Source organism: Arenimonas daejeonensis, assembly GCF_007993735.1.
GTDB classification, from domain to species: Bacteria; Pseudomonadota; Gammaproteobacteria; order Xanthomonadales; family Xanthomonadaceae; genus Arenimonas; species Arenimonas daejeonensis.
The window spans coordinates 2,642,631-2,664,234 of the sequence record NZ_CP042453.1 but is presented as its reverse complement, the minus strand read 5'-3'; the positions used below and the strand labels follow the sequence as shown (position 1 = coordinate 2,664,234).

At 67.8% G+C, this 21,604-nt stretch carries 19 protein-coding genes, 3 tRNA genes and 6 pseudogenes; 18 read left to right on the top strand and 10 right to left on the bottom strand.

Annotated features, from left to right (window positions below; genetic code table 11):
* Positions 1–53 precede the first annotated feature (53 nt).
* The 6 genes and pseudogenes from lon (at position 54) to FRZ33_RS13030 (ending at position 5,180) form a co-directional block, all read left to right on the top strand.
* A pseudogene (gene lon, locus FRZ33_RS13055) lies at positions 54–2,491 on the top strand (endopeptidase La).
* Between the two features lie 208 nt (positions 2,492–2,699).
* On the top strand, positions 2,700–2,972 hold the full coding sequence (locus tag FRZ33_RS13050; RefSeq protein ID WP_146910138.1) for an HU family DNA-binding protein: 273 nt from the start codon (positions 2,700–2,702) through the stop codon (positions 2,970–2,972).
* A gap of 15 nt (positions 2,973–2,987) precedes the next feature.
* Positions 2,988–3,062 (top strand) — tRNA-Val (locus tag FRZ33_RS13045).
* A gap of 15 nt (positions 3,063–3,077) precedes the next feature.
* Positions 3,078–3,154, top strand: a tRNA-Asp gene (locus tag FRZ33_RS13040).
* A gap of 83 nt (positions 3,155–3,237) precedes the next feature.
* Complete coding sequence (locus FRZ33_RS13035) at positions 3,238–3,822, top strand: SurA N-terminal domain-containing protein (protein WP_146910136.1); 585 nt, start codon at positions 3,238–3,240, stop codon at positions 3,820–3,822.
* Positions 3,741–5,180, top strand: a complete 1,440-nt coding sequence (locus FRZ33_RS13030) for a peptidyl-prolyl cis-trans isomerase (protein WP_158637233.1) — start codon at positions 3,741–3,743, stop codon at positions 5,178–5,180. The genes FRZ33_RS13035 and FRZ33_RS13030 overlap by 82 nt, the downstream gene beginning before the upstream one ends.
* A gap of 66 nt (positions 5,181–5,246) precedes the next feature.
* Here the strand turns inward: FRZ33_RS13030 and FRZ33_RS13025 are convergent, their stop codons facing one another.
* The 6 genes and pseudogenes from FRZ33_RS13025 to FRZ33_RS17830 form a co-directional block, all read right to left on the bottom strand.
* A complete protein-coding gene (locus FRZ33_RS13025) occupies positions 5,247–6,038 on the bottom strand; it encodes an enoyl-ACP reductase FabI (protein WP_146910133.1) in 792 nt (263 codons plus the stop codon).
* A 90-nt stretch (positions 6,039–6,128) separates the two neighbouring features.
* Positions 6,129–6,347, bottom strand: coding sequence for a LysM peptidoglycan-binding domain-containing protein (locus FRZ33_RS13020; RefSeq protein WP_158637232.1), 219 nt, complete (start codon positions 6,345–6,347; stop codon positions 6,129–6,131).
* On the bottom strand, positions 6,344–6,847 hold the full coding sequence (locus tag FRZ33_RS13015; RefSeq protein WP_158637231.1) for a transglycosylase SLT domain-containing protein: 504 nt from the start codon (positions 6,845–6,847) through the stop codon (positions 6,344–6,346). The genes FRZ33_RS13020 and FRZ33_RS13015 overlap by 4 nt, the downstream gene beginning before the upstream one ends.
* Entirely contained in the window at positions 6,795–7,238 is a 444-nt protein-coding gene (locus FRZ33_RS15290) for a hypothetical protein (protein WP_158637230.1), read from the bottom strand. Before FRZ33_RS15290 ends, FRZ33_RS13015 begins: the two co-directional genes overlap by 53 nt.
* 61 nt (positions 7,239–7,299) lie before the next feature.
* Positions 7,300–7,635 carry a hydroxyacylglutathione hydrolase C-terminal domain-containing protein gene (locus FRZ33_RS17835; protein WP_425480592.1) on the bottom strand — a complete coding sequence of 112 codons (336 nt, stop codon included), beginning with the start codon at positions 7,633–7,635 and terminating at the stop codon, positions 7,300–7,302.
* Between the two features lie 220 nt (positions 7,636–7,855).
* Positions 7,856–8,110, bottom strand: a pseudogene (locus FRZ33_RS17830) (MBL fold metallo-hydrolase); the annotation flags it as partial.
* On the opposite strand from FRZ33_RS17830, the gene FRZ33_RS13005 reads away from it, so the two are divergent.
* The 4 genes and pseudogenes from FRZ33_RS13005 (at position 8,109) to FRZ33_RS12985 (ending at position 11,533) form a co-directional block, all read left to right on the top strand.
* Complete coding sequence (locus FRZ33_RS13005) at positions 8,109–8,801, top strand: methyltransferase domain-containing protein (RefSeq protein WP_146910128.1); 693 nt, start codon at positions 8,109–8,111, stop codon at positions 8,799–8,801. The pseudogene FRZ33_RS17830 and the gene FRZ33_RS13005 sit on opposite strands and share 2 nt — an antisense overlap.
* Before the next feature lie 24 nt (positions 8,802–8,825).
* The gene (gene rnhA, locus FRZ33_RS13000) at positions 8,826–9,263 is read left to right on the top strand and encodes a ribonuclease HI (protein WP_146910126.1); all 438 of its coding nucleotides are present in this window, start codon (positions 8,826–8,828) and stop codon (positions 9,261–9,263) included.
* 4 nt (positions 9,264–9,267) lie between these two features.
* A pseudogene (gene dnaQ, locus FRZ33_RS12995) lies at positions 9,268–9,979 on the top strand (DNA polymerase III subunit epsilon).
* 128 nt (positions 9,980–10,107) lie between these two features.
* A pseudogene (locus FRZ33_RS12985) lies at positions 10,108–11,533 on the top strand (serine/threonine-protein kinase).
* Between the two features lie 6 nt (positions 11,534–11,539).
* Here FRZ33_RS12985 and FRZ33_RS12980 read toward each other — a convergent pair.
* From FRZ33_RS12980 to FRZ33_RS17825, 3 genes and pseudogenes are all read right to left on the bottom strand, one after another.
* Positions 11,540–12,241 carry a PP2C family protein-serine/threonine phosphatase gene (locus FRZ33_RS12980; protein WP_146910118.1) on the bottom strand — a complete coding sequence of 234 codons (702 nt, stop codon included), beginning with the start codon at positions 12,239–12,241 and terminating at the stop codon, positions 11,540–11,542.
* A 120-nt stretch (positions 12,242–12,361) separates the two neighbouring features.
* Entirely contained in the window at positions 12,362–13,261 is a 900-nt protein-coding gene (locus tag FRZ33_RS12975; protein ID WP_227978353.1) for an autotransporter outer membrane beta-barrel domain-containing protein, read from the bottom strand.
* A 496-nt stretch (positions 13,262–13,757) separates the two neighbouring features.
* Positions 13,758–14,033: pseudogene (locus FRZ33_RS17825) on the bottom strand (hypothetical protein); the annotation flags it as partial.
* Between the two features lie 937 nt (positions 14,034–14,970).
* On the opposite strand from FRZ33_RS17825, the gene FRZ33_RS16475 reads away from it, so the two are divergent.
* The 5 genes and pseudogenes from FRZ33_RS16475 (at position 14,971) to FRZ33_RS12950 (ending at position 18,017) form a co-directional block, all read left to right on the top strand.
* Positions 14,971–15,141, top strand: coding sequence for a hypothetical protein (locus FRZ33_RS16475; protein WP_227977891.1), 171 nt, complete (start codon positions 14,971–14,973; stop codon positions 15,139–15,141).
* 228 nt (positions 15,142–15,369) lie between these two features.
* Positions 15,370–15,885 (top strand): annotated as a pseudogene (locus FRZ33_RS17820) (tetratricopeptide repeat protein); the annotation flags it as partial.
* Positions 15,886–16,066: 181 nt separating this feature from the next.
* The gene (locus FRZ33_RS12960; protein ID WP_146910114.1) at positions 16,067–17,464 is read left to right on the top strand and encodes a caspase family protein; all 1,398 of its coding nucleotides are present in this window, start codon (positions 16,067–16,069) and stop codon (positions 17,462–17,464) included.
* Positions 17,443–17,533, top strand: a tRNA-Ser gene (locus tag FRZ33_RS12955). The genes FRZ33_RS12960 and FRZ33_RS12955 overlap by 22 nt, the downstream gene beginning before the upstream one ends.
* Positions 17,534–17,609: 76 nt before the next feature.
* Positions 17,610–18,017 (top strand): DUF6165 family protein, encoded by a 408-nt coding sequence (locus FRZ33_RS12950; protein WP_146910112.1) that lies wholly within the window; start codon positions 17,610–17,612, stop codon positions 18,015–18,017.
* 4 nt (positions 18,018–18,021) lie between these two features.
* On the opposite strand, the gene FRZ33_RS12945 is transcribed toward FRZ33_RS12950, so the two are convergent.
* Entirely contained in the window at positions 18,022–19,068 is a 1,047-nt protein-coding gene (locus FRZ33_RS12945) for a glycosyltransferase family 9 protein (protein WP_146910110.1), read from the bottom strand.
* A gap of 18 nt (positions 19,069–19,086) precedes the next feature.
* On the opposite strand from FRZ33_RS12945, the gene FRZ33_RS12940 reads away from it, so the two are divergent.
* From FRZ33_RS12940 to moaA, 3 genes are read left to right on the top strand one after another with little or no spacing between them, the layout of a single operon-like run.
* Complete coding sequence (locus FRZ33_RS12940) at positions 19,087–19,833, top strand: 3-deoxy-D-manno-octulosonic acid kinase (protein WP_146910108.1); 747 nt, start codon at positions 19,087–19,089, stop codon at positions 19,831–19,833.
* A complete protein-coding gene (locus FRZ33_RS12935) occupies positions 19,830–20,585 on the top strand; it encodes an MBL fold metallo-hydrolase (protein ID WP_146910106.1) in 756 nt (251 codons plus the stop codon). Before FRZ33_RS12940 ends, FRZ33_RS12935 begins: the two co-directional genes overlap by 4 nt.
* On the top strand, positions 20,582–21,604 hold the full coding sequence (moaA, locus tag FRZ33_RS12930; protein ID WP_146910104.1) for a GTP 3',8-cyclase MoaA: 1,023 nt from the start codon (positions 20,582–20,584) through the stop codon (positions 21,602–21,604). Before FRZ33_RS12935 ends, moaA begins: the two co-directional genes overlap by 4 nt.

Genomic DNA, 21,604 nt, shown 5'->3' with positions numbered 1-21,604 from the left:
AGGACCCCATAACCTGAGCCATAGCGGGGCCCAAGCCCCGGATGGAGCCCTCCATGGAAGAAGCGATCCCCACCCCGACCCGCCACGACCTGCCCGTGCTGCCCCTGCGCGACGTGGTGGTCTACCCGCACATGGTCATCCCGCTGTTCGTCGGCCGCGACCGTTCGATCAAGGCGCTCGACCAGGCCATGGCGGCCGACAAGCAGATCCTGCTGATCGCCCAGAAGAGCCCGGACACCGATGACCCGGGTGCCGACGACCTGTATTCGGTCGGTACGCTGGCCCAGGTGTTGCAGCTGCTCAAACTGCCCGACGGCACCATCAAGGTGCTGGTCGAAGGCTCCACGCGCGTGGCCATCGATGGCTACGGTGATCGCGATGGCGCGCTCACCGCCACCGGCATCGAAGTCGAATCGGTCTACGAGCGCGAAGAGCGCGAACTCGAGGTGACCCTGCGTTCGCTGATGACCCTGTTCGAACAATACGTCAAGACCAACCGCAAGCTGCCGCCCGAACTGCTTACCACGCTGTCCGGCATCGAGGACCCCAGCCGCCTGGCCGACACCATCTCGGCGCACCTCGGCGCGCGGCTGTCCGACAAACAGCAGTTGCTGGAAACGCTTGAGGTCGGCCAGCGCATGGAAATGCTGATCGGGCTGGTGGACGGCGAAATCGACGTCCAGCAGATCGAGAAGCGCATCCGTGGCCGCGTCAAGTCACAGATGGAGAAGAGCCAGCGCGAGTACTACCTCAACGAGCAGATGAAGGCGATCCAGAAGGAGCTCGGTGAACTCGACGAAGCTCCCAACGAGCTGGAAGAGCTGACCAAGAAAGTGGCCGCCGCCGGCATGCCCAAGGCGGTCGAGGCCAAGGCCCGCACCGAGCTCAACAAGCTCAAGCAGATGTCGCCTATGTCGGCCGAAGCCACCGTCGTGCGCAACTACATCGACTGGCTGGTGGGCGTGCCGTGGAAGAAGCGCAGCAAGATCCGCAAGGACCTCAAGGCGGCGCTGGACGTGCTTGACGCCGACCACTACGGCCTGGAGAAGGTCAAGGAACGCATCCTCGAATACCTCGCGGTGCAATTGCGGGTGAAGCAGATGAAGGGTGCGATCCTGTGCCTGGTCGGGCCGCCGGGCGTGGGCAAGACCTCGCTGGGCCAGTCCATCGCCAAGGCCACCAACCGCAAGTTCGTGCGCATGTCGCTCGGCGGCGTGCGCGACGAGGCAGAGATCCGCGGCCACCGGCGCACCTACATCGGGTCGATGCCTGGCCGCATCGTGCAGAACCTGAGCAAGGTCGGCAGCAAGAACCCACTGTTCATGCTCGACGAGATCGACAAGATGAGCATGGATTTCCGCGGCGACCCGTCCTCGGCCCTGCTCGAGGTGCTCGACCCGGAGCAGAACCACGCCTTCAACGATCATTACCTCGAGGTCGACCTGGATCTGTCGGAGGTGATGTTCGTAGCCACATCAATTCGCTCAACATTCCCGGCCCGCTGCTCGACCGGATGGAAGTCATCCGGATCCCGGGGTACACCGAAGACGAGAAACTGCACATCGCCGAGAAATACCTGATCCCCAAGCAGCTCAAGGCCAACGGCATGAAGTCGGCCGAGCTGAAGATCAGCGAGGGCGCGGTGCGCGACATCGTGCGCTACTACACCCGGGAATCCGGCGTGCGCAACCTCGAGCGCGAGATCTCCAAGATCTGTCGCAAGGTGGTCAAGGAAATCGCGCTTGCCGGTCCGCGCAAGACCACCGCCAAGGCTTCGTCGGTCAGCGTGACACCGAAGAACCTCGACAAGTACCTGGGCGTCCAGCGCTTCGATTTCGGCCGTGCCGAACAGGAAAGCGAGGTCGGCCTGGTCACCGGCCTGGCCTGGACCGAAGTCGGCGGCGACCTGCTGCAGATCGAGGCCACGCTGTTGCCCGGCAAGGGCCAGCTCATCCTCACCGGGCAGTTGGGCGACGTCATGCAGGAGTCGGTGAAAGCCGCCTACAGCGTGGTGCGTTCGCGCAGCGAGCGGCTTGGGCTGGACAGCGAGTTCCACCAGAAATTCGATACCCACGTGCATGTCCCGGAAGGCGCCACTCCCAAGGACGGCCCGAGTGCCGGCATCGCCATGGTGACCGCGCTGGTGTCGGTGTTGTCGGGTGTGCCGATCCGGGCCGACCTGGCCATGACCGGCGAGATCACCCTGCGCGGACGCGTACTGCCCATCGGCGGCCTGAAGGAAAAACTGCTTGCGGCATTGCGCGGCGGTATCCGCACGGTGCTGATCCCCGAGGAGAACCGCAAGGACCTTGCCGACATCCCGAAGAACGTCACCCAAGGCCTTGAGATCATTCCGGTCAAGTGGATCGACGAGGTGCTGGATGTCGCCCTGGTGCGGCCGCTGGCGCCCGAGTCGAGCTCGGAGCCGCCGGTCGATAACACCGGCGAGAGTGGCGCCAAGGATGCCGGCGGCGCTGCGTTGACGCATTGATCCGGAAGCGTCAGAAAACCCGGAAACCCGCGGAATATCTGGCTCTCACGTATTGCGCGGGCAAAATGCCGCTGGTATAAATCATTCCAACCGCTGCGTTGGATCAGGTCTTTCGTGGTGGCACAGGTGGATCGGTCCCGAGCCCAGGCCAATGCCGGGCAGGGCCGGTTTTTCAGTACGCGGGTTCAAACCGCTCAGGGAGTCAATAATGAACAAAGCCGAATTTACGAGTGCCGTCGCCGACGGCGCCGAGCTGTCGAAGGCCGATGCCGGCCGTGCGGTCGATGCGGTCATCGAAGTCATCAAGAAGGCCCTGAAGAAGGGCGAGACCGTGACGCTGGTGGGCTTTGGCACCTTCTCGGTCCGCAAGCGCGCCGCCCGCCAGGGCCGCAATCCGCAGACCGGCGACACCATCAAGATCAAGGCTTCCAAGAATCCGGCCTTCAAGGCTGGCAAAGCCCTAAAGGATGCTGTAAACTGAGCGTCTTCCTTGGAAGGGTGCTTAGCTCAGCGGTAGAGCGTCGCCCTTACAAGGCGAGGGTCGGGGGTTCGAAACCCTCAGCACCCACCAGGTAAGAGATGCAGCGGAGTGGTAGTTCAGTCGGTTAGAATGCTGGCCTGTCACGCCGGAGGTCGCGGGTTCGAGTCCCGTCCACTCCGCCATATCCTCGAGGGCGCCCCGCAAGGGCGCCTTCGTTTTTCAGGCTCCGGAAGGTCCGGGGCACCCACCGAACGGCATAGCCCACATGCTCCAGAGAATCCGCGACAAGTCCTCAGGCTGGATCGCTTTCGTCATCCTGGGTCTGGTGATCATCACGATGGCCTTCTTCGGCATCGAGTCGTATTTCGCCCCGAAGGTCGAGACGTTCTCGGCGAAGATCGAGGGTCCGGCCAAGTTCTGGATCTGGGGCAAGCAGTCCCGCGAAATTTCCCAGGACGAGTTCCGGCGCCGTTTCGAGCAGGTCCGCGTACAGGAGCGCAACCGCCAGGGCGAAAGTTTCGACAGCGCCGCGTTCGAGTCCATGGACATCAAGCGCCAGGTGCTCGATGCAATGGTCGACCAGGAACTGCTGGCCCTGGTGGCCGAACGCGACGGCATCACCGTCGGCGAGGCCGAAGTGGCCGAAGAGCTCAAGGCCACCCCCGAGTTCCAGGTCAATGGTGCCTACAGCGCGGACCAGTACCGGCTCGCGCTTGCGGCGCAGGGCCTGAGCCACGCGCAGTTCATGGCCCGTGCATGCGCAGCGACATGGCCCAGCGCACGATCCCGGGCCAGATCGTCGATACCGCGCTGGCCAGCGACTCCGAGCTCGAGGCCTTCCTGCGCCTGAGCCAGCAGACCCGCGACCTGCAGCTGATCGACCTGCCTACGCCTGCGCTGCCATCCGAAGCGCCGGGCGAAGCCGAACTGCAGGCCTTCTATGACGAAAACGCGTCGCGCTATCGCAGCGAAGAAAAGGTGGCGATCGAATATGTCGAGATCGACGGATCCCTGCTGGAGTCGCCGACCACCGTCGACGAAGCGACGCTGCGCGCGCGGTACGAGGACCTGAAGTCCCGCTACGTGACCGAGCCCCAGCGTTCCGCCTCGCACATCCTGATCTCGGTGCCGGCCGATGCCGCGTCCGAGGCGGACACGGCGGCACGCGAGCGCGCTGCGGCCCTGGCGGCCAAGGCACGCGAGGCCGGAGCGGATTTCGCGGCGATCGCCCGCGAGAACTCCGAGGACCTGGGTTCCAAGGCCGAAGGCGGCGATCTGGGCGTGGTGGAGCGGGACGTGTTCGCACCGGAATTCGAGCAGGCGCTGTTCGCGCTGCAGCCGGGTGAGGTCAGCGACCCCGTGCGCACGCCAGACGGCTGGCACGTGATCAAGCTGCGCGAGCTGAGCGGCGGAAGCGAGCGTTCGTTCGAAGACGTGCGGGCCGAGCTCGAGGCCGAGTTCCTGGCCACCGAACGCGAGCGTGTGTTCAGCGACCTCAGCGGCCGCCTGGTCGAGCTGATCTACAAGGACCCGACCGCGCTTGCGCCGGCGGCCGAGCAGGTTGGCCTGGAAGTGCAGCGCACCGGTCTGTTCGGCCGCGCGCAGGCCGAAGGCATCGCCGCGATCCCGGCCGTGCGCCAGGCTGCGTTCAACGACGCCCAGCGGCTGGAGCGCCAGGTCAGCGATACCGTCGAGATCGGACCGAATCACGTCGTGGTGGTGCACGTCATCGACCACCAGCCCGAGGCGCAGTTGCCCTTCGACCAGGTGCGCGAACGTGTGCTGGCCGACTTCAATGCCGACCGCCTCGCCAAGGCCTCCCAAGCCCAGGCGGAAGCGATCCTGGAGCGTGCCCGCAAGGGCGAGACGCTGGAAACGCTGGCCACCGACGTCGGCCGGACCGTGGCGACCATGCCCGATGTGGGCCGCCAGGCCCAGCTGCCGCCGGCGCTGATAGATATCGCCTTCAGCCTGGCCGCGCCGGAAGCCGACAAGCCCAGCCTGGGCATCGCCAAGGTTGGCGCTGATCGCCACGTGCTGGTCGCCGTCACCGCCGTCAAGCCGGGTGACCTGGCGGAACTGGACGAGGACACCCGCAAGCTGTTGCGCGACCAGCTGGCCCAGGCCCGTGGACTGGTGGAATACCAGGATTACGTCAAGGCCTTGCGTCGCCACTACACCGTGACGGTGGCCGAAGACCGGCTCTGACCGGCTTTCGTGGCGATAAAAAAAGGCCCGGGAAACCGGGCCTTTTCATTGGTGCCTGGCTGGCGTTCAGACGTCGTCGATGCCGGTCATGCCCAGGATGTTGTAGCCGGCATCCACGTAGGTGATCTCGCCGGTCACGCCGGCCGCCAGGTCCGAACACAGGAAGGCGGCGACATTGCCCACATCCTCGATGGTCACGCTGCGGCGCAGCGGCGAATAGGCTTCGACATGGCCCAGCATCTTGCGGAAGTTGGAGATGCCGGCTGCCGCCAGGGTCTTGATGGGGCCGGCGGAAATGGCGTTCACGCGGGTGCCTTCCGGGCCCAGGTTGAGCGCCAGGTAACGCACGTTCGCCTCCAGGCTGGCCTTTGCCAGGCCCATGACGTTGTAGTTGGCCAGGGCGCGCTCGGCCCCCAGGTAGCTGAGCGTCAGCACGCTGCCGTTGCGGCCTTTCATCATCGGCCGCGCCGCTTTGGCCAGCGCCGCCAGGCTGTAGCTGGAGATGTCGTGGGCGATGCGGAAGTTCTCGCGGGTCAGGCCACTCAGGAACTCGCCCTCGATCGCCTCGCGCGGCGCGAAGCCGACCGAATGCACCAGGATGTCGAAGCCGTCCCAGCGCTTGCCGAGGTTGGCGAACACCGCCTCGATCTGCGCATCCTCGGCCACGTCCAGCGGCAGCACGATGTCGGATCCGCACTCCCTGGCGGCATCCTCGACGCGCGATTTGAGCTTGTCGCTCTGGTAGGTGAAGGCGAGTTCGGCGCCCTCACGGTGCATCGCTTCGGCGATGCCGCTGGCGATCGAACGCTGGCTGGCGATGCCGACGATCAGGGCGCGCTTGCCGGACAGAAATCCCATCGTGTTCCTCCCGAGGCCGCCCGAGCGGCGGCGAAAGAAGCCTAGTTTGAACCGTGCGGGGCCATACCGCCAAGCATGGTCCACGACCGATCAGGGGTCGAGCCGGATCACCTGGCCGGGCCGGATCACCGACTTGGCGCTCAGTCCGTTCACCGAAAAAATCTGTTCCAGAGGCACCTCGTAGCGATGCGCGATCCGGGACAGGCTGTCTCCGCGCCTCACGGTGTGCGTGCGTGCGGCAAAGCCAGCTTCCCCGGTCGAAGCAGGCAGGTCGTTGCCGGCCGCGGCCAACATGGCCAGGGATGTCACCGGGGCCAGTACGTCACGTGGTGCGCCGGCGACGATGCGACCCTGGCGGTAGGCCGGGTTGAGCGAGCGCAGGCGTGCGGCGTCGGTGCCCAGGCGGATGGCGGCCTGGTCCAGGTGTGCACGCCGGCTGGCAGCGTCATGCGTGCCAGCGGCACGAAGCGGGCCTCGCGTGGCAGCACCAGTCCGTGCCGTTCCGGTTTGGCGATCAGGCAGGCCAGCGCGTGCAGTTTGGCGACGTAGTCGTAGGTGGTGCGCGAGAGGCCTTTCGGCAGGTGGCTTTCGCCGGAGACGCGTTGGTCGCCGTTGGCTCGGAAGGCGCGGACGATGCGGTACTCGCCGGCGTTGTAGGCCATGGCCATCGCCCGCCACTCGCCGTCGAACATGCCGTCCAGTTTCTGCAGGTAGGACAATGCGGCATCGGTGGACTCCACCGGCGACAGCCGGCCGTCATAACCCTGTTTGATGTGGATGCCGTGGTTGCGCGCCGTGCTCGAGATCATCTGCCACATGCCCGCCGGCCCCCGGGCCGATCGCGGCGGGACGGTACCAGCTTTCGACGATGGGAATGAGCACGAACTCCCCTGGCAGATCCTTGCGTTCGACTTCCTCCAGCACATAGGCCATCAGCGGCAGGATCTGCTCGACATGCCGGGCGAAGTTGGCTGGATATCCGGCGTAGCGTTTGCGCCATGTGCGGTTGTGCTGGCCCTTGACGCAGATGGGCGCCGAAAAGCGTGCGCTCATGCGGTCGAATACTTCCGCGCCGGTATCGATCGGGTCGGGGGCGGTTGGCGCCGGCTCCTGTTCCGGGGCCTGCGGGACCGGACTGGGCGTTGGGCTGATCGTCACCGGTGTAGCCGGTTCCTTCGGCTCGTCCAGGTCGGGGCGCACGGGGACTGGCAGGCCGCCAGCGCGAGCGTGAGGGCGGCGATCGGGACAAGACGCGTTGGGTTCATGTACGGAAATGGTCCTTCCAGTGGCGCAGCGCGGCGAAGGCCTCGATGCGGTCGCGGGGCGGGTGGCCCAGTTGCCGGGTCAGGCCCTCCTGCAAACCGGGTTCGTCGATTCGCAGGAATGGATTGCACGCACGTTCGATCGCGAGGGTGCTGGGCAGGCTGGGTTGGCCGCGGCTGCGCAGCGAGCGCACGCGTTCGAGGTGGCGGTCACGGGCGGAGTTGTCGGGTTCGGCCGCAACGGCGAAACGGCCATTGCCTTCGGTGTACTCGTGGCCGCAGCAGACCGCGGTTTCGCCGGGCAGGGCGGCCAGGCGCTCGAGCGAGGCCAGCATCTGTCCCGGCGTGCCCTCGAACAGCCGGCCGCAGCCGAGGCTGAACAGGGTATCGCCGCAGAACAGGTGGCCACCCCGTGGAAGGCGATGTGGCTGCGTGTATGGCCCGGTACGGCGATAACGTCCAGCGCCAGGTCCAGCGCCGCGATACGGACACGGTCGCCGTCACCGACCCGGTGGTCGGCCGCGTGGATGCGATCGTCCACCGGGGCATGGCAGGGCAGGGCGAAACGGTCGCGCAGCACCTGGCGCCGCCGACATGGTCGGCGTGGTGGTGCGTCAGCAGGATGGCCACCGGCCGGATGCCTTCGGCCACCGCCTGCAGCACCGGGCCGGGTTCGCCCGGGTCCACCACCAGAGCCTCGCCGCCAGGCGCCACCAGCAGCCAGATGTAATTGTCCTCGAAGGCGGGCAGGGCGATGGCACGCAGCACGGGATGACCTGGGGCGCGCTTATGACGCAGAATCGCGACCATGCCCCCGGCTCCCGCCCGACGTCAACCCGAAAAACCAGCCGATATCTGGTTCCGCCGCGAGGCCACCCTGCGCCTGACCCAGGAAGTGCAGCGCCAGGCGATTCCCGAACTGACCCGGGTCTTCGGCCACAGCGGCCTCTACCTGCGACCCAGCGACGCGCTGCCGCCGGTGCTGTCGGGCAACATGCTGGCAAACGTGCTCAGCCTGCACCGTCGTGGAGAGGACTTCTCGGGCGACCTGGCCTGCCGGGATGCCGGCCTTCCGATCGCCAGCGGATGCATGTCGCTCGTTTATGTGCTGTTCGTGTTGGAGAGCTCGCCGGATCCGTCGGCGCTGCTGGCCGAAGCCGCGCGCGTGCTCAAGCCTGAAGGCGTGGCCCTGGTCCTGAGCCTGAATCCCTGGGCGCCGGCCCGGCTGCGCTGGGCTTTCCGTGGGCTGAATTGTTTCGATCCGTCCGAATTGGCCTCGCAGGTGCGGGCGGCGGGGCTGGATGTCCAGCGTCGGCGCTACCTCGGTCCGCTGTGGTCGCCCCCGGCCGCGATCGACCTTTCGGTCCGTCGCAGCGAAGGCCCGGCTGCACGCCTGCGCATGGCCAGCCTGATCGTCGCCCGTCGCCGCGAACCCGGTGTCACGCCGCTGCGCAGCGCGGCCGGTTCCCTCAAGTTCCGACCCGGCGTCAGCGCCGGATGAGCCCGACCCCGCATGGAAGCCCAGATGAAATCCGTTGAAATCCACACCGACGGCGCCTGCCTCGGCAACCCCGGCCCCGGCGGCTGGGCCGCGCTGCTGCGGCATGAAGGCCGCGAGCGCGAACTCGCCGGTGGTGAAACCCTGACCACCAACAACCGCATGGAACTGCTGGCGGCGATCATGGCACTGGAGGCGCTGAAGTCGCCGTGCACCGTTGTGCTTTCCACCGACTCGCAGTACGTCCAGAAGGGCATCGGCGAGTGGCTGCCGAACTGGATCCGGCGCGGCTGGAAAACCGCCGCCGGCGAGCCGGTGAAGAACAAGGACCTCTGGCAGCGCCTGGAAGCCGCCGCCAAGCCGCACCAGGTGCAGTGGAAGTGGGTCAAGGGACATGCCGGCCACGTCGAGAACGAGCGCGTGGACAAGCTGGCCCGCGCCGAAGCCGAAAAATTCAGGAGCTGAGACCTTGCGCCAGATCGTGCTCGATACCGAAACCACCGGCCTGTCCTGGGAGAAGGGCAATCGCATCGTCGAGGTCGGCTGCATCGAGCTGATGGAGCGGCGGCCCACGGGGCGTCATTTCCAGCGCTACTTCAATCCCGGCCGCGAGATGGAGCCCGGCGCGCAGGAAGTCACGGGCCTGACGCTGGATTTCCTGCAGGACAAGCCGCGTTTCGAAACGGTCGTGGACGAGTTGCTGGAATTCATCGCCGGCGCCGAACTCATCATCCACAACGCCAGCTTCGACGTCGGTTTCCTGAACTACGAACTGTCGCTGGCCGGCCCGCATTACGGCCGGCTGGACCAGCACGCCTCGGTGCTGGACACGCTGGCGATGGCGCGGGAGCGGTTTCCCGGCCAGCGCAATTCGCTGGACGCGCTGTGCAAGCGCCTGGGGGTGGACAACGCCCACCGCAAGCTGCACGGCGCGCTGCTCGACGCCGAGCTGCTGGCCGAAGTTTATCTTGGTCTCACGGCCGGCCAGGGCGACCTGGGGCTGGCTCCTGCGGGTGAACCCCGGGCCGCGGCGGCAAACCAGCCTGGCCGGCCCGGTGACAGGCGTGCGCCGCGTATTGCGCGCCAGCGATGCCGAACAGGCCGCGCACGAAGCCCGTCTCGAAAAGATCGCCGCCAAGGGCGGCAAGCGGCTCTGGCCCGCCACCGGGCCGGCAGCCTGAGCGGCCTTGATGGATAATCGGCCCCGGTCAACGGCAGCGAGGTCGTCTTGAACGCCACGGTCCTGCTCACCTCGGTGGACATCAACATCCCGGGTTACCGCATCCTGCGCCCGATCGGCGAGGGCGGCATGGCCTCGGTGTTCCTGGCGGTGCAGGAATCGCTGGACCGCGAGGTGGCACTGAAGGTGATGTCGCCGGCGCTGGCGGCCAACACCGAGTTCGCCAGCCGCTTCCTGACCGAAGGCAAGATCACCGCCAAGCTGCAGCACCCGAACCTGGTGACGGTTTACGACATCGGCAGCCATGGCGGCGTGTATTACCTGGCGGCGGAATACATCCCCGCCGGCACGCTCAAGGAGCGCATCGCCGAAGGGCGGGCTTAGCGTCGCGCAGATCCTCGACATCGCCACCGACATCGCCCACGGCCTGGACTTCGCGCACGAGAAGGGTTTCGTGCACCGCGACGTGAAGCCCGGCAACGTGCTGTTCCGCAAGGACGGGCGGGTGGTGCTGGCCGATTTCGGCATCGCCAAGGCGATGGACGGCAGCAACAGTTCGACCGTGGCTGGCGCCTCCATCGGCACGCCGGACTACATGAGCCCGGAGCAGGCGCGAGGCGAGCCGGTGGATGGCCGCTCCGACCTCTACAGCCTGGGTACGGTGATCTTCGAGATGCTGACCGGCAGCCCGCCCTACCAGGCCGGCGATCCGTTCACGGTGGCGTTGATGCACGTCACGCACCCGGTCCCGGAACTGCCCGAGCCCTACGAATGGCTGCAGCCCTTGATCACGGGCCTGATGGCGAAGCAGGCCGGCGACCGCTACAACACCGGCGCCGCTTTCGTGGACGCGTTGAACAAGCTGGTGGCCACTGCGCCACAGGGCGCCGTGCTGCAGGAAACCAGTGCGCGCAAGGCGGCCGTGGGTGGACGCATCGCCGCCGGTGCCGCGACCCAGCAGCGCACCCGCATCCGCGCCCGCCAGCACGGCAGCCGTCCGGGCTGGGTGCTGCCCTCGGCAGCGGCGATCGTGATTTTCGCCCTGGCCGTATCGGCCTGGTGGCTGCTTTCCCCGTCGCCGGAACCCGCTGCTGACGCACCAGTGGTGACGACAGCCACGACGCCGCCAGAGTCAGCAGATGTGGCCCTGCCCGAGGATTTCGTCTTGCCAAAAGCGGTGGATGCGGCCGATGGCGAGGAAGTCGAACGCCTGCTCAATGCCGCCGACCAGCTCTATGAATACGCCACCAAGACCGAGATCGGCCGCAAGCTCGACCATCCCGAGGACGACAGCGCGCTCGGGTACTACCGGCGGGCGTTGGCGATGGATCCCGGCAATGCGCGCGCCATCGCCGGCATCGCCGAAGTCGTGAAGTTCTATCGCACGTATTCGTACCAGGCCTGCGAGCGCGGCCAGTGGGTGCAGTGCGGGTTCCTGGTCCGCAAGGGGCTGGCCGTGGACGACCAGGATCCCTACCTGCGGCAGATGCAGGAAGCTGCCAGGGCAGGCGAGGCAGGCGAGACGACGACACTGCCGCCGGCACCGCCGGGCTGAGCCGCCTCAGCTGCGGCGCAGCAGGACGACGGTGACGTTGTCCGAACCGCCGCCGTCCAGCGCGGCAGAGACCAGGTGGTCCACGCATTCCTGCGCCGTGAAGTCGGCCTTGCCCAGCAGGGCGGCGATGCTGGCATCGTCCACTTCCTCGGTCAGGCCGTCGCTGCAGAGCAGCAGCTGGTTGCCGGCGCGCAGCTCGCCGGACAGGGTTTCGACTTTCAGGTTCTGCGGGTCGGTGACGCCGAGCGCCTGGGTCACCACGTTGCGGTGGGGGTGCGCGCGCGCCTGTTCGGCGGTGATGGCGCCCGAGTCGATCAGTTCCTGCACATAGCTGTGGTCCGATGACAGCTGGCGCAGCTGGCCGTTCCAGAGGTAGGCGCGGCTGTCGCCGACCCAGGCCAGTTCGAACCGGTTGTCCTTGATGCGAAGCGCGACCATGGTCGTGCCCATCGGCAGGCTTTCGGCGCGCTGCCGGCTGTGCCGGATGATGTCCTCGTCGGCGCGGCGGATCGCTTCGGCCAGGCTGCGTCCGGCGCGCACTTCGCGCACCACCGCGTCGCGTGCCAGGGCGCTGGCGACTTCTCCGAATTCGTGCCCGCCCATGCCGTCGGCCACCAGCCAAAGGCCCAGCTCGGCGTCGCCGTAGTAGGTGTCCTCGTTCAGCTCCCGGCGCAGGCCGACGTGGCTGAGGTGCCCGAATTCGATCATCGGTGGGCCCGCGGTGTCGGCAGGGAAGGGGCGGTCATGGCCACCATCATGCGTTCGCGGCCCGCGGCGCCGCAAGCGCGGCCCGGGCCGACGGACGGGACGGGGAGGCCGGCGTACAGGTCAGAACTCCATCCGCAGGCCGAGCGCCAGGTTCCACTGCGACATGCCGTTACGGCCCACCAGCTGCTCGTAGTAGAAGAATCCCGAGCGGCCGCGGGTCAGCACCATGGACATGCCCAGGCCCAGGCGGAAATAGTCGGTGTCCAGCGGGTCGCCGCGGATCACCATCGCCGTGCCGGTGGGGTCGTTGATGAAGCGCGCCTCGACCGCCTGGGGGTCGTCCTTGAACTCGTGCTCCCACTCGAGCTGGACATGCGGTATCAGCACGCCCCAATCCGCGCTGTGGGTGTAGGTGAGCTTCCCGCCGAGCACGCTGGCCAGCGAGCTGACGTCGCGATCCTCGATCCGCAGGCCCAGGCCGCTGCCCGGCTCGCCGGCCTCCAGGGTTTCGTTGATCGTGTCGAAGCCGACCCGTGTGTAGAGCAGCCGGCCGTAAGGACCCAGGCCCCAGGCGCCGCGGTTGAAGTCGCGGCCGAAGGTGTACGCGGTCGAAAGCAGGTCGCCGGAAGCATCGGCGCGCGCGGTCTGGTCCACGCTGGTGAAACCGCCGCCGGCGGTCGGCAGGGTGTACCGGATGTGCCGCAGCAGCTCGTAGTCGTTGCGGCCCCAGGTGATCACGCCATCCATGTACCAGCTGTCCTGCCGGTAGTAGGTGGTGTAGGCCGACACGGTCCAGCCGCTGGTGTCCAGCCCGCTGCTTTCGCCGGGCAGCTCGGTGTCCTGGCGGGTGTAGCCGAGCGACGCGCCGACGATCCACTGGTCGTTCTTGCGGTAGTCCACGCCGGCGGTGAGGCCCTCGATGTCGTAGTCGTAGGCGGGGTTGCGTTGCCCCGGGTCGGCCTCGCCGCGGCCGATGGTGCCGGCGGCGAAGAATCCCCAGCGGCTGAAATCCGTACCGATCTCGGTCGGGTCGGCGTCGGCACCCAGGGGCGTTGCCCAGCATGCCCAGAGAGATCGGGCCGGTCGGCGTGTTCAGCGCCAGGCCACCGAAACTGGTGCCGTTGGTGCCGCTGCGCAGGGCGGCGATGCGGGTCTTGAGGTTCTGGAACTGTGCCTGCAATGCATTGAAGGCGGCATTGGCCTGGGTCAACGCGAGGTCGGGAAGCAGTTCGTCCAGTGCATCCACGGTGGCGCCGGGGTCGATGCCGGCGGCGGCGGTGAGGTCCTTGCAGCGCTGCAGCATGTCCTGCTGCTCCGGCGTTGGGGCGGGCAACGCCGCGAGCGCCGGGCAAGCGTTGTCGATGGCGATGGCAACGCTGATCTGCGGCGTTGTCAAACCCGTCAGGCTGGCGAGTGCGCCCTGCAACGCGAACTTGACTGGCGCCGAAGCCAGCGGCGAGCTGGCGCTTACCTCGACGGCCCCGGCCACGGTGGTGGTGACGGTGTTGCTGGCGATGCCGGTGGCGTCGGTGATGCTGGTCGCGCTGCCGAGGGTGCCGGCACTGGTGGACCAGGTGATCGTCGCTCCGGCCACCGGCACGCCGGCGGAATCCCTGAGCTCGACTTCAAGCGGTTCGGAAACGGCATTGGCGACCAGCGTCTGGTCATCACCGGAGACGATGGACAAGGTGCCCAGGGCACCCACGGCAAGTGTGAAGGTGGCAGTGGCGGCGGGGGCGTCCTGGCGCGTGGCCACGACCGTCACCGCACCGGGCGTGGTGCCGGCGGTCATGGTGGCGCTGGTGGTGCCGGCCGCATCGGTCGGGCCGCCAGCGACCAGCGTGGCATCGCCCGTGACGGTCCAGGTCACGCCCACGCCCGCCACCGGCGTCGCGCCGTTCAGGGCGGTCACCTGCAGCGGCAGCGCGAAGGCATCGCCCGGCAGCGCGTTCTGGCCGTCGCCGCCCGAAACAACCAGTGTCGGCGGCGGCGGCGCGACGGTGACGGTGAAGTCCTGCTGCGAGGTTGCGCAGAATGCGCAGCCGCTGTTCGCGTTCACCGTGTAGACACCGGCAACGCTGGCCGAGAAGCTGGCGTCGCTCTGGCCGCCCGCCGTGGGATTGCCGGTGACCGCGCCGTCGCCTCCGGCGGGTTGTGCAGTCACTGTCCAGGTGATGTTGGTGCCGTCCGCGGCCGGGATGCTGGCGCTGCCATACGTCACGGCGAGGTCGAGCGGTGTGCCCGAGGCGGTGGACGGGGTGGTGGTGCCGACCGCCAGCAGGTTCACTGCCTCGATCTGCACGGCCATGTCTACCGGCGCCACGGCGGCGCAGCCTTCAAGCACGAACGCGGTCGGGCAGTTCAGCGTGCCGCGCACTACATAGGCACCCGCGTTGAAGATGCTCTGTGTCGTGCTGGTGTCGCCTGCGGCATCCGGTACCAGCGTGCCGTAAGCGGTCGCGGGGGCGAGCAGGGCGAAGGTCGTGGCAAGCGTCCCGGGCGCGCCGTTGAGCTGGAGGTTCGTGCCGACGGTGAAGGGGGTGATCTGGTTGGCCACCACCGGGGTCGCCACGTTGGCGATGTAGTCGAAGTCGTTGTTGGTGGCGAAGTTGTAGACCAGCGTGTCGCCGGCGCAGCCGCCGGTGACGCAGGTGACAGTGACCGTGCCACTTCCGCCCGGCGTCGGGCCGAGCAGCACGTTGAAGGTCTCATCGGTGTCGAGCGTCGCCGTGAACGCAGCCGGAGCGGTGGCGCCGCCGGTGCTGTCGGTACTGATGACGATCGTGCCGGTCACGGTGGCCGCGCACGCTGTCTGCGCCTGGAACGTGAAACCGACCGATGTGCCCGGGAGGCCGATCTTGCTCGGCGCTGGATCTACGTTGACGAAGTCGCAGGCCTGAGCGAACGATTGCCCGCTCCACGCCATCGCCGACAGTGCCACCACGCACAGTGCAAGTCGGTTCAATAGCCGCGTGACGAATGTGGGTGCCGTCCGTCGGCTGCGTGCCGCGTCGCTGCGGAAGTCCATCGCTTTTCCCCTGGAATACGGCTATAACCCCGTCTCGAGTATAGCGGCTGGCGCGCCGCTGCAAGGGTCTCGGCGCGGGCCGCATCGCTTCCACGGAGCCATGCCAATGATCGTGCGCCCTCACTGTCCGGATCGGTCCCGACTTTTCGTTGGGGTTTCCAGTTGCCTGCTCGTTTTCGCAGTCGGTTCCGTGCCCGCGCCCGTGCATGCGGCGGTGCGAAATGCAGAAGACCTGCTGATCGTCGACTGCCTGCTGCCCGGCCAGATCCGCAAGCTTGGACGCCAGGCCACCTACCTCAGCGCGCGCCGTCCGGTGCGCACCACCCAGGCCGACTGCGAGATCCGTGGCGGCGAGTACGTGTCCTACGACCGCGCCAACTACCAGACCGCACTGAAGGTCTGGCTGGAGGGGGCGATGGGCGGCAGCGCCGAAGCGCAGAACAACGTCGGCGAGATCTATTCCAAGGGCCTGGGCACGGCGCCCGACTACGGCATGGCTTTCCAGTGGTTCCGCAAGGCCGCCGACCAGGGATACGGCCGCGCCAAGATCAACCTGGGTTACCTGTACGAACAGGGCCTGGGCGTGCCGCAGGACCAGGCGATGGCGCTCAACCTCTACCGCGAGGCGTCCGGCATCCAGGACGAGCTGCTCTACGCGTCGGTGGTGCAGGTGCAGATCAAGGCCAAGGACGAGCAGATCACCGGCCTGCAGCAGCAGGTGCAGCAGGGCGAGGCGGAATCCGCGGCGCTGCGTCAGCAGGTTGAACAGCTGCAGCGCGAACTGCAGCAGAGGCGCAGTGCCCTGCAGGCGGCGCAGAACGAACTTTCGTCCACCCCAGGAAAAGCTGGCGCAGGCGCGGCAGCAGCAGGACGACAGCCTGACCAGGCTGCTGGAAAACCAGCTGCTGGCCCAGGAAGAACAGATCAACAGCCAGCGTACCCAGCTCGCCTCGCTCGAGCAGCGGGCAGGCGCCGCCGGCGGCATGTACGCCGCGGCACCGATGCTCGAAATCCTGGACCCGGTGTTCGTCGCCACCCGCGGCCGCAACACCGCGGTCTACCGTGGCGGCCCCGGCAAGCGCCAGGTGGTCGGGCGGGTCACCGCACCGCAGCTGGTGCGCCAGATCACCGTCAACGGCCAGCCGGCACCGCTCAATGCCAGCGGCGGTTTCAGCGCCCAGGTGGACGTGCCGGCCGGTGGCGCCCAGGTCCAGGTGGCCGCCGTGGACAAGGAAGGCGCACGCGCCGAGCTGGCGTTCACCCTGCTGCCGCAGGCCACCTCCGGTGCCACGGCGGAGGCTGCGCCGGCACCTACCGGCAAGTTGCCGCGCGACGTCAAGCTGGGCCGTTATTACGCGGTCGTGATCGGAAACAACAGCTACCGCGATCCCAACTACGCCACCCTGCAAAGCGCCGCCAACGACGCCAATGCGGTCGCGGCCATGCTCAAGTCGCGTTACGGCTACCAGACCAGCCTGGTGCTCAACGGTGGCCGGCTGGAGATCCTGACGGCGCTCAACGAGATGCGCGAACAGCTCAAGCCCGAAGACAACCTGCTGATCTATTACGCCGGCCATGGCGAGATCGATTCCGCCGGGCAGGGGTACTGGGTGCCGACCGACGGCGCCGCCAACGCCAGCAAGACCTGGATCTCGAACGCCGCCATCAGCGACATCCTGAACACGATCGCCGCCAAACACGTGCTGGTGGTGGCCGATTCCTGCTATTCCGGCACCCTGACCCGCGCGTCGGCCCCCACCTTCGATGCCGGCTCGATGCCGGCCGACAAATGGGCCACCTGGGTCAAGGCCATGGCCAACGGCCGCTCCCGCACCGCTCTGACCTCGGGCGGCGTCATGCCGGTGCCGGACTCCGGGTCCGGCCGCCACAGCTATTTCGCCCGGGCCTTCCTGAACGTCCTGCAGGACAACAACCGCCTGCTCGAGGCCCAGCGCCTGTATCAGGAGGTCTCGACCTCCCTGGCCCTCGGGGCGATCGACTCGCCGGTGCCGCAGGTGCCGGAGTATTCCCCGATCCGCTACGCCGGCCACGAGAGCGGCGAATTCTTCTTCATGCCCAAGGGGGCGGCAGCGCGGCGGGTCCCTGAGGCTGGCGCGGGGACCGCAGCCCCTATAATTTGCGGCCCGGTGGTCGCCAACGCGGCGCCGGGTCCGGAGAGGTGGCAGAGCGGTTGAATGTACCTGACTCGAAATCAGGCGTGCGTTTATAGCGCACCGAGGGTTCGAATCCCTCCCTCTCCGCCAGATCAAGCCAGAAAGGGACCCTCGGGTCCCTTTCTTTTCCTGGCGCTAGACTGGCCGCTCATTGGAGCCCCTGCCCATGTCCGAAATCCAAGTCCCCGTCTCCTTCGGCGAACTGCTCGACAAGATCGCCATCCTGCAGATCAAGTCCGAGCGCATGGCCGACCCCGCCAAGCTCGCCAACGTGCGCCGGGAGCTCGATGCGCTGGACGCCACCTGGGCCGCACACCCCGCCTCGCGGACCGACATCTCGGAATTGCGCGCGGCCCTGAAGGCCGTCAACGAGCGCCTCTGGGTGATCGAGGACGATATCCGCCTGAAGGAAAAGGCCCAGGCCTTCGACGCCGAGTTCGTGCGCCTGGCGCGCGCCGTCTATTTCGAGAACGACGACCGCGCGAAGATCAAGAAGGACATCAACCTCGCCCTGGGTTCGGCCTACGTCGAGGAAAAGTCCTACCAGGACTACCGGGCCGGTTCGACGCCCTGAGCGCTCACTGGCCGGTGTCGGCGCAGAAGGCGTCGAAGCGTGCGGTCACTTCGTCCACGCCGACCAGGTCCATCACGCCGGGGAACTCGATCCGGCGGCCCCAGCGCACACGTTCCGCGGGCAGGCGCAGGAATTTTTCCGCCGCCTCGCCATAGTGGTTCACCGACCAGCGCCGGTCCGAGTAGGGTCCTGAACGTTCCGCATCGGTGGCGGCATGCAGGCCCAGCACGGCCGTGCCCATGGCATTGGCCATGTGGGTGGGTCCCGAGTCCGGCGTGAGCACCAGGTCGGCCCGCGCCAGCAGGGCGAGCAGCTGCTTGAGCGTGTCCTTGCCGACGAGGTCGAGGGCGGGATGCTGCATCGCCGCCATGATCGCGTCCGCCATGCGTCGCTCCGGTTCGCTGCGGCCGCCGCAGATCACCACGCGCCAGCCGCGGGATGCCGCATGGTCGGCCACTGCCGCGTAACGTTCAGGCCGCCAGTTGCGCAGCGGGTGGCTGGAGCAGGGCGAGACCAGCAGGGTCGGCTGGTCGCCAGGCAGTTGCGCTTGCGCCCAGGCGTGGGCTTCGTCCGGCACCGGCAACCGCCACTCCACCGGTCCCGGCGCCAGGCCCAGCAGGAGCAGGAACTGCAGGAAGGCGTCGAGTACATGGTGCCCGCCCTCCGGGATGCGTTCGTTGATGAACAGGGAGTGGCCTTCCTTGCTGCGTGCCCGGTCGTAGCCGATGCGGCGGTCGGCGCGAACGAGGGCCGACACCAGGCTCGCCCGCAGCGCCAGCTGCAGGTTCAGCAGCACGTCGAAACGCCGCCCTGCCAGTTTCGTGCGCAGCTCGCGGTAACCGGCCAGGCCGGCCTTCTTGTCGAAGACGACGAACTCGACGCCGTCCAGCCCTTCCAGCAGTTTCGCTTCGCCCTTGCCGATGATCCAGGTGATCGGCAGCTGCGGCCAGGCGCGCTGCAACGCGCGCACCAGGACCACCGCGTGGGTGGCATCGCCCAGGGCGGACAGGCGCAGCAGGCAGAGCGATCGCGGCGCGGGGGGCACGGTCATTGGTTAAACTGGCCTGGTATGGGAGTCAACGCCGCCGCCGAACGCCAGCAGCCCTTCCGCGATGCGCGCGGGCCGGGAGCGATTGTGTTCGACCCCGCGCGCCTGCGGCAAGCCGAACCGGCGATGCTCGAGCCGGGGTACTGGGGCGAGCGTGCGCTTCCCGTAAGCGGGCAGGGCGGCCGCGGCGCCGCCTGGTTCGTGAACGGTGGCGAAGGCCAGGCCGTGCTGCGGCATTACCGCCGCGGCGGCTGGATGGCGCGGATCAGCCGTGACGCTTACCTCTGGCAAGGTGAATCGCGTGTTCGCAGCGTGGCCGAGTTCCGCCTGCTGGGCGAACTGCAGGCCGAAGGCCTGCCGGTGCCGGCGCCTCTGATGGCCGGTTATTGGTGTTCGGGTCCGGTTTACCGGGCCGCGATCCTGGTCGAGCGCATCCCGCAGGTGCGTGCGCTGGCGGACTGGCTGGGACCGATGGCCGGGCAGGCGCCTTGGGAGGCTGTCGGTACGACGATCGCGCGCTTCCACCACGCCGGCGTCGAACATGCCGACCTCAACGCCCACAACATCCTGGTCGATGCCACCGGCAAGGTCTGGCTGATCGATTTCGACCGTGGCCGTCGACGCGTGCCGCAGGCGGCCTGGCGCCGCGCCAATCTCGCGCGCCTTTCGCGGTCGCTAGCCAAGCTGGCGGGCGACGACGGCTGGCGCGAGGGTTACGCACGCCTGGTCGCGCAGTACGAACGTGATTTCGCGCAGGCCACGCCATGAGCTGGTCGCTGCGTTTCCTCGGGGTCGGCAATGCCCAGGCGGCGATGACGCTGGGTTCGGCATCGGCGGTGATCGAACACCAGGGGCGCCCGGTGTTGATGATCGACTGCGGCCAGGAAGCCCTGGCCGCGTTCGAACGCCAGTACGTGGGCCTGCCCGATGCCCTGTTCATCACCCACGTGCACATGGACCACGTCGCAGGCCTGGAGCGGCTGTTCTTCGCCACCTATTTCGATCCCGCCCGCCGCGGCAAGGTGCGCCTGTACGTGCCGGTCGGCGTGCTGCCGCACCTGCAGTCGCGCCTGGCCGACTACCCCGGCGTGGTGGCCGAAGGCGATGCCAACTGGTGGGACGCTTTCCAGCTGGTGCCGGTGACCCGCGGCTTCTGGCATGGCGGGCAGTGGTACGACGTGTTCCCGGTTCGGCACCATCTGCCCGATACCGCTTTCGCGCTGCGCCTGCCCGGCAGCGTGGTGTGGACCGGAGACACCCGGCCGATCCCGGAGATGCTGGCGAAGTTCGCCGACGCCGGCGAAACCGTGGCGCACGACTGCGCCCTGCACGGCAATCCCTCGCACAGCGGCGTGGACGACCTGGAGCGCGAATACCCGCGCGGGCTGCTGGCACGCTGTGTGCTCTACCACTACGCCTCGGCGGCAGATGCCGAAGCCCTGCGCGCGCGTGGCCACCGGGTCGCCGAGCCGGGCGAATGCCTGCCGCTGTCCGGGCCCGCGCCGGGGATGTCGCGATGAGCGCCGCCGTTGCATCGGTTGGCTTGCCGCGCGACCGCCACGGCCGCCCGCTGCACGACCTGCGCATCTCGGTGATCGAGACCTGCAACTACCGCTGCCCCTACTGCATGCCCGAGGGCCTGACGCCGGAGGAGACCGCGCTCGGTCGTGCCCGGCGCCTTGATTTCGACGAGATCGAGACGGCGGTGCGTGCCTTCGCCCGGCTCGGGGTCAGCAAGCTGCGCCTGACCGGCGGCGAACCGCTGCTGCGCAAAGGCTTGCCCGACCTGATCGCCCGGCTGGCACGGGTGCCGGGCATTGATGATCTTGCGCTCACCACCAACGGTTCACTGCTGGCCGGCCAGGCGCGCGCACTGCGCGAGGCCGGGCTGCACCGCATCACGCTGAGCCTGGACGCGCTCGATCCCGCCGTGTTCAAGGCCATGTCCGGCGGCCGCGGCGACCTCGCCGACGTGTTGGCCGGCCTGGACGCTGCCGAAGCGGCGGGTTTCCGTTCGATCAAGATCAACTGCGTGGTGCAGCGTGGCGTCAACGAAGACCAGGCGCTGGCGCTGGTCGAACACTTCCGCGGCACGCCGCACGTGCCGCGCTTCATCGAATACATGGACGTCGGCACCTGCAACGGCTGGCGCCGCGAGAACGTGCTGCCTTCGGCCGAACTGCGCGACCTGATCGCCGCACGCTGGCCACTGCGGGCGCTGACGCCGACCTACCGCGGCGAAGTCGCTTCGCGGTACGGCTACGAGGACGGTGCCGGCGAAATCGGCTTCGTCAGCTCGGTCAGCGAACCGTTCTGCGGCGATTGCCACCGGGCGCGGCTGTCGGCCGATGGCCAGTTGTTCACCTGCCTGTTCGCCACGCGCGGGCAGCCGCTGCGGGCGCGCATCGCCGAGGGCGAGGATGCGCTGGCCGCGCACCTGGCCACGCTCTGGCAGGCGCGCGGCGACCGTTACAGCGAAGAACGCGCCTCGGCATCGCCGGCGCGCCGGAAGATCGAGATGTTCTACATAGGCGGTTGA

Bases quoted from the DNA above. Each gene is read 5' to 3' on its own strand.
- FRZ33_RS13050 (WP_146910138.1), top strand. From the start codon at position 2,700: ATGAACAAAGCCGAATTTACGAGTGCCGTCGCCGACGGCGCCGAGCTG.
- FRZ33_RS13035 (WP_146910136.1), top strand. From the start codon at position 3,238: ATGCTCCAGAGAATCCGCGACAAGTCCTCAGGCTGGATCGCTTTCGTC.
- FRZ33_RS13030 (WP_158637233.1), top strand. From the start codon at position 3,741: ATGGCCCAGCGCACGATCCCGGGCCAGATCGTCGATACCGCGCTGGCC.
- FRZ33_RS13025 (WP_146910133.1), bottom strand. From the start codon at position 6,038: ATGGGATTTCTGTCCGGCAAGCGCGCCCTGATCGTCGGCATCGCCAGC.
- FRZ33_RS13015 (WP_158637231.1), bottom strand. From the start codon at position 6,847: ATGATCTCGAGCACGGCGCGCAACCACGGCATCCACATCAAACAGGGT.
- FRZ33_RS17835 (WP_425480592.1), bottom strand. From the start codon at position 7,635: ATGCTGGCCTCGCTCGAGCGCCTGGCCGCCCTGCCCGGCGAAACCGCG.
- FRZ33_RS13005 (WP_146910128.1), top strand. From the start codon at position 8,109: ATGCCCCCGGCTCCCGCCCGACGTCAACCCGAAAAACCAGCCGATATC.
- rnhA (WP_146910126.1), top strand. From the start codon at position 8,826: ATGAAATCCGTTGAAATCCACACCGACGGCGCCTGCCTCGGCAACCCC.
- FRZ33_RS12980 (WP_146910118.1), bottom strand. From the start codon at position 12,241: ATGATCGAATTCGGGCACCTCAGCCACGTCGGCCTGCGCCGGGAGCTG.
- FRZ33_RS12950 (WP_146910112.1), top strand. From the start codon at position 17,610: ATGTCCGAAATCCAAGTCCCCGTCTCCTTCGGCGAACTGCTCGACAAG.
- FRZ33_RS12945 (WP_146910110.1), bottom strand. From the start codon at position 19,068: ATGACCGTGCCCCCCGCGCCGCGATCGCTCTGCCTGCTGCGCCTGTCC.
- FRZ33_RS12940 (WP_146910108.1), top strand. From the start codon at position 19,087: ATGGGAGTCAACGCCGCCGCCGAACGCCAGCAGCCCTTCCGCGATGCG.
- FRZ33_RS12935 (WP_146910106.1), top strand. From the start codon at position 19,830: ATGAGCTGGTCGCTGCGTTTCCTCGGGGTCGGCAATGCCCAGGCGGCG.
- moaA (WP_146910104.1), top strand. From the start codon at position 20,582: ATGAGCGCCGCCGTTGCATCGGTTGGCTTGCCGCGCGACCGCCACGGC.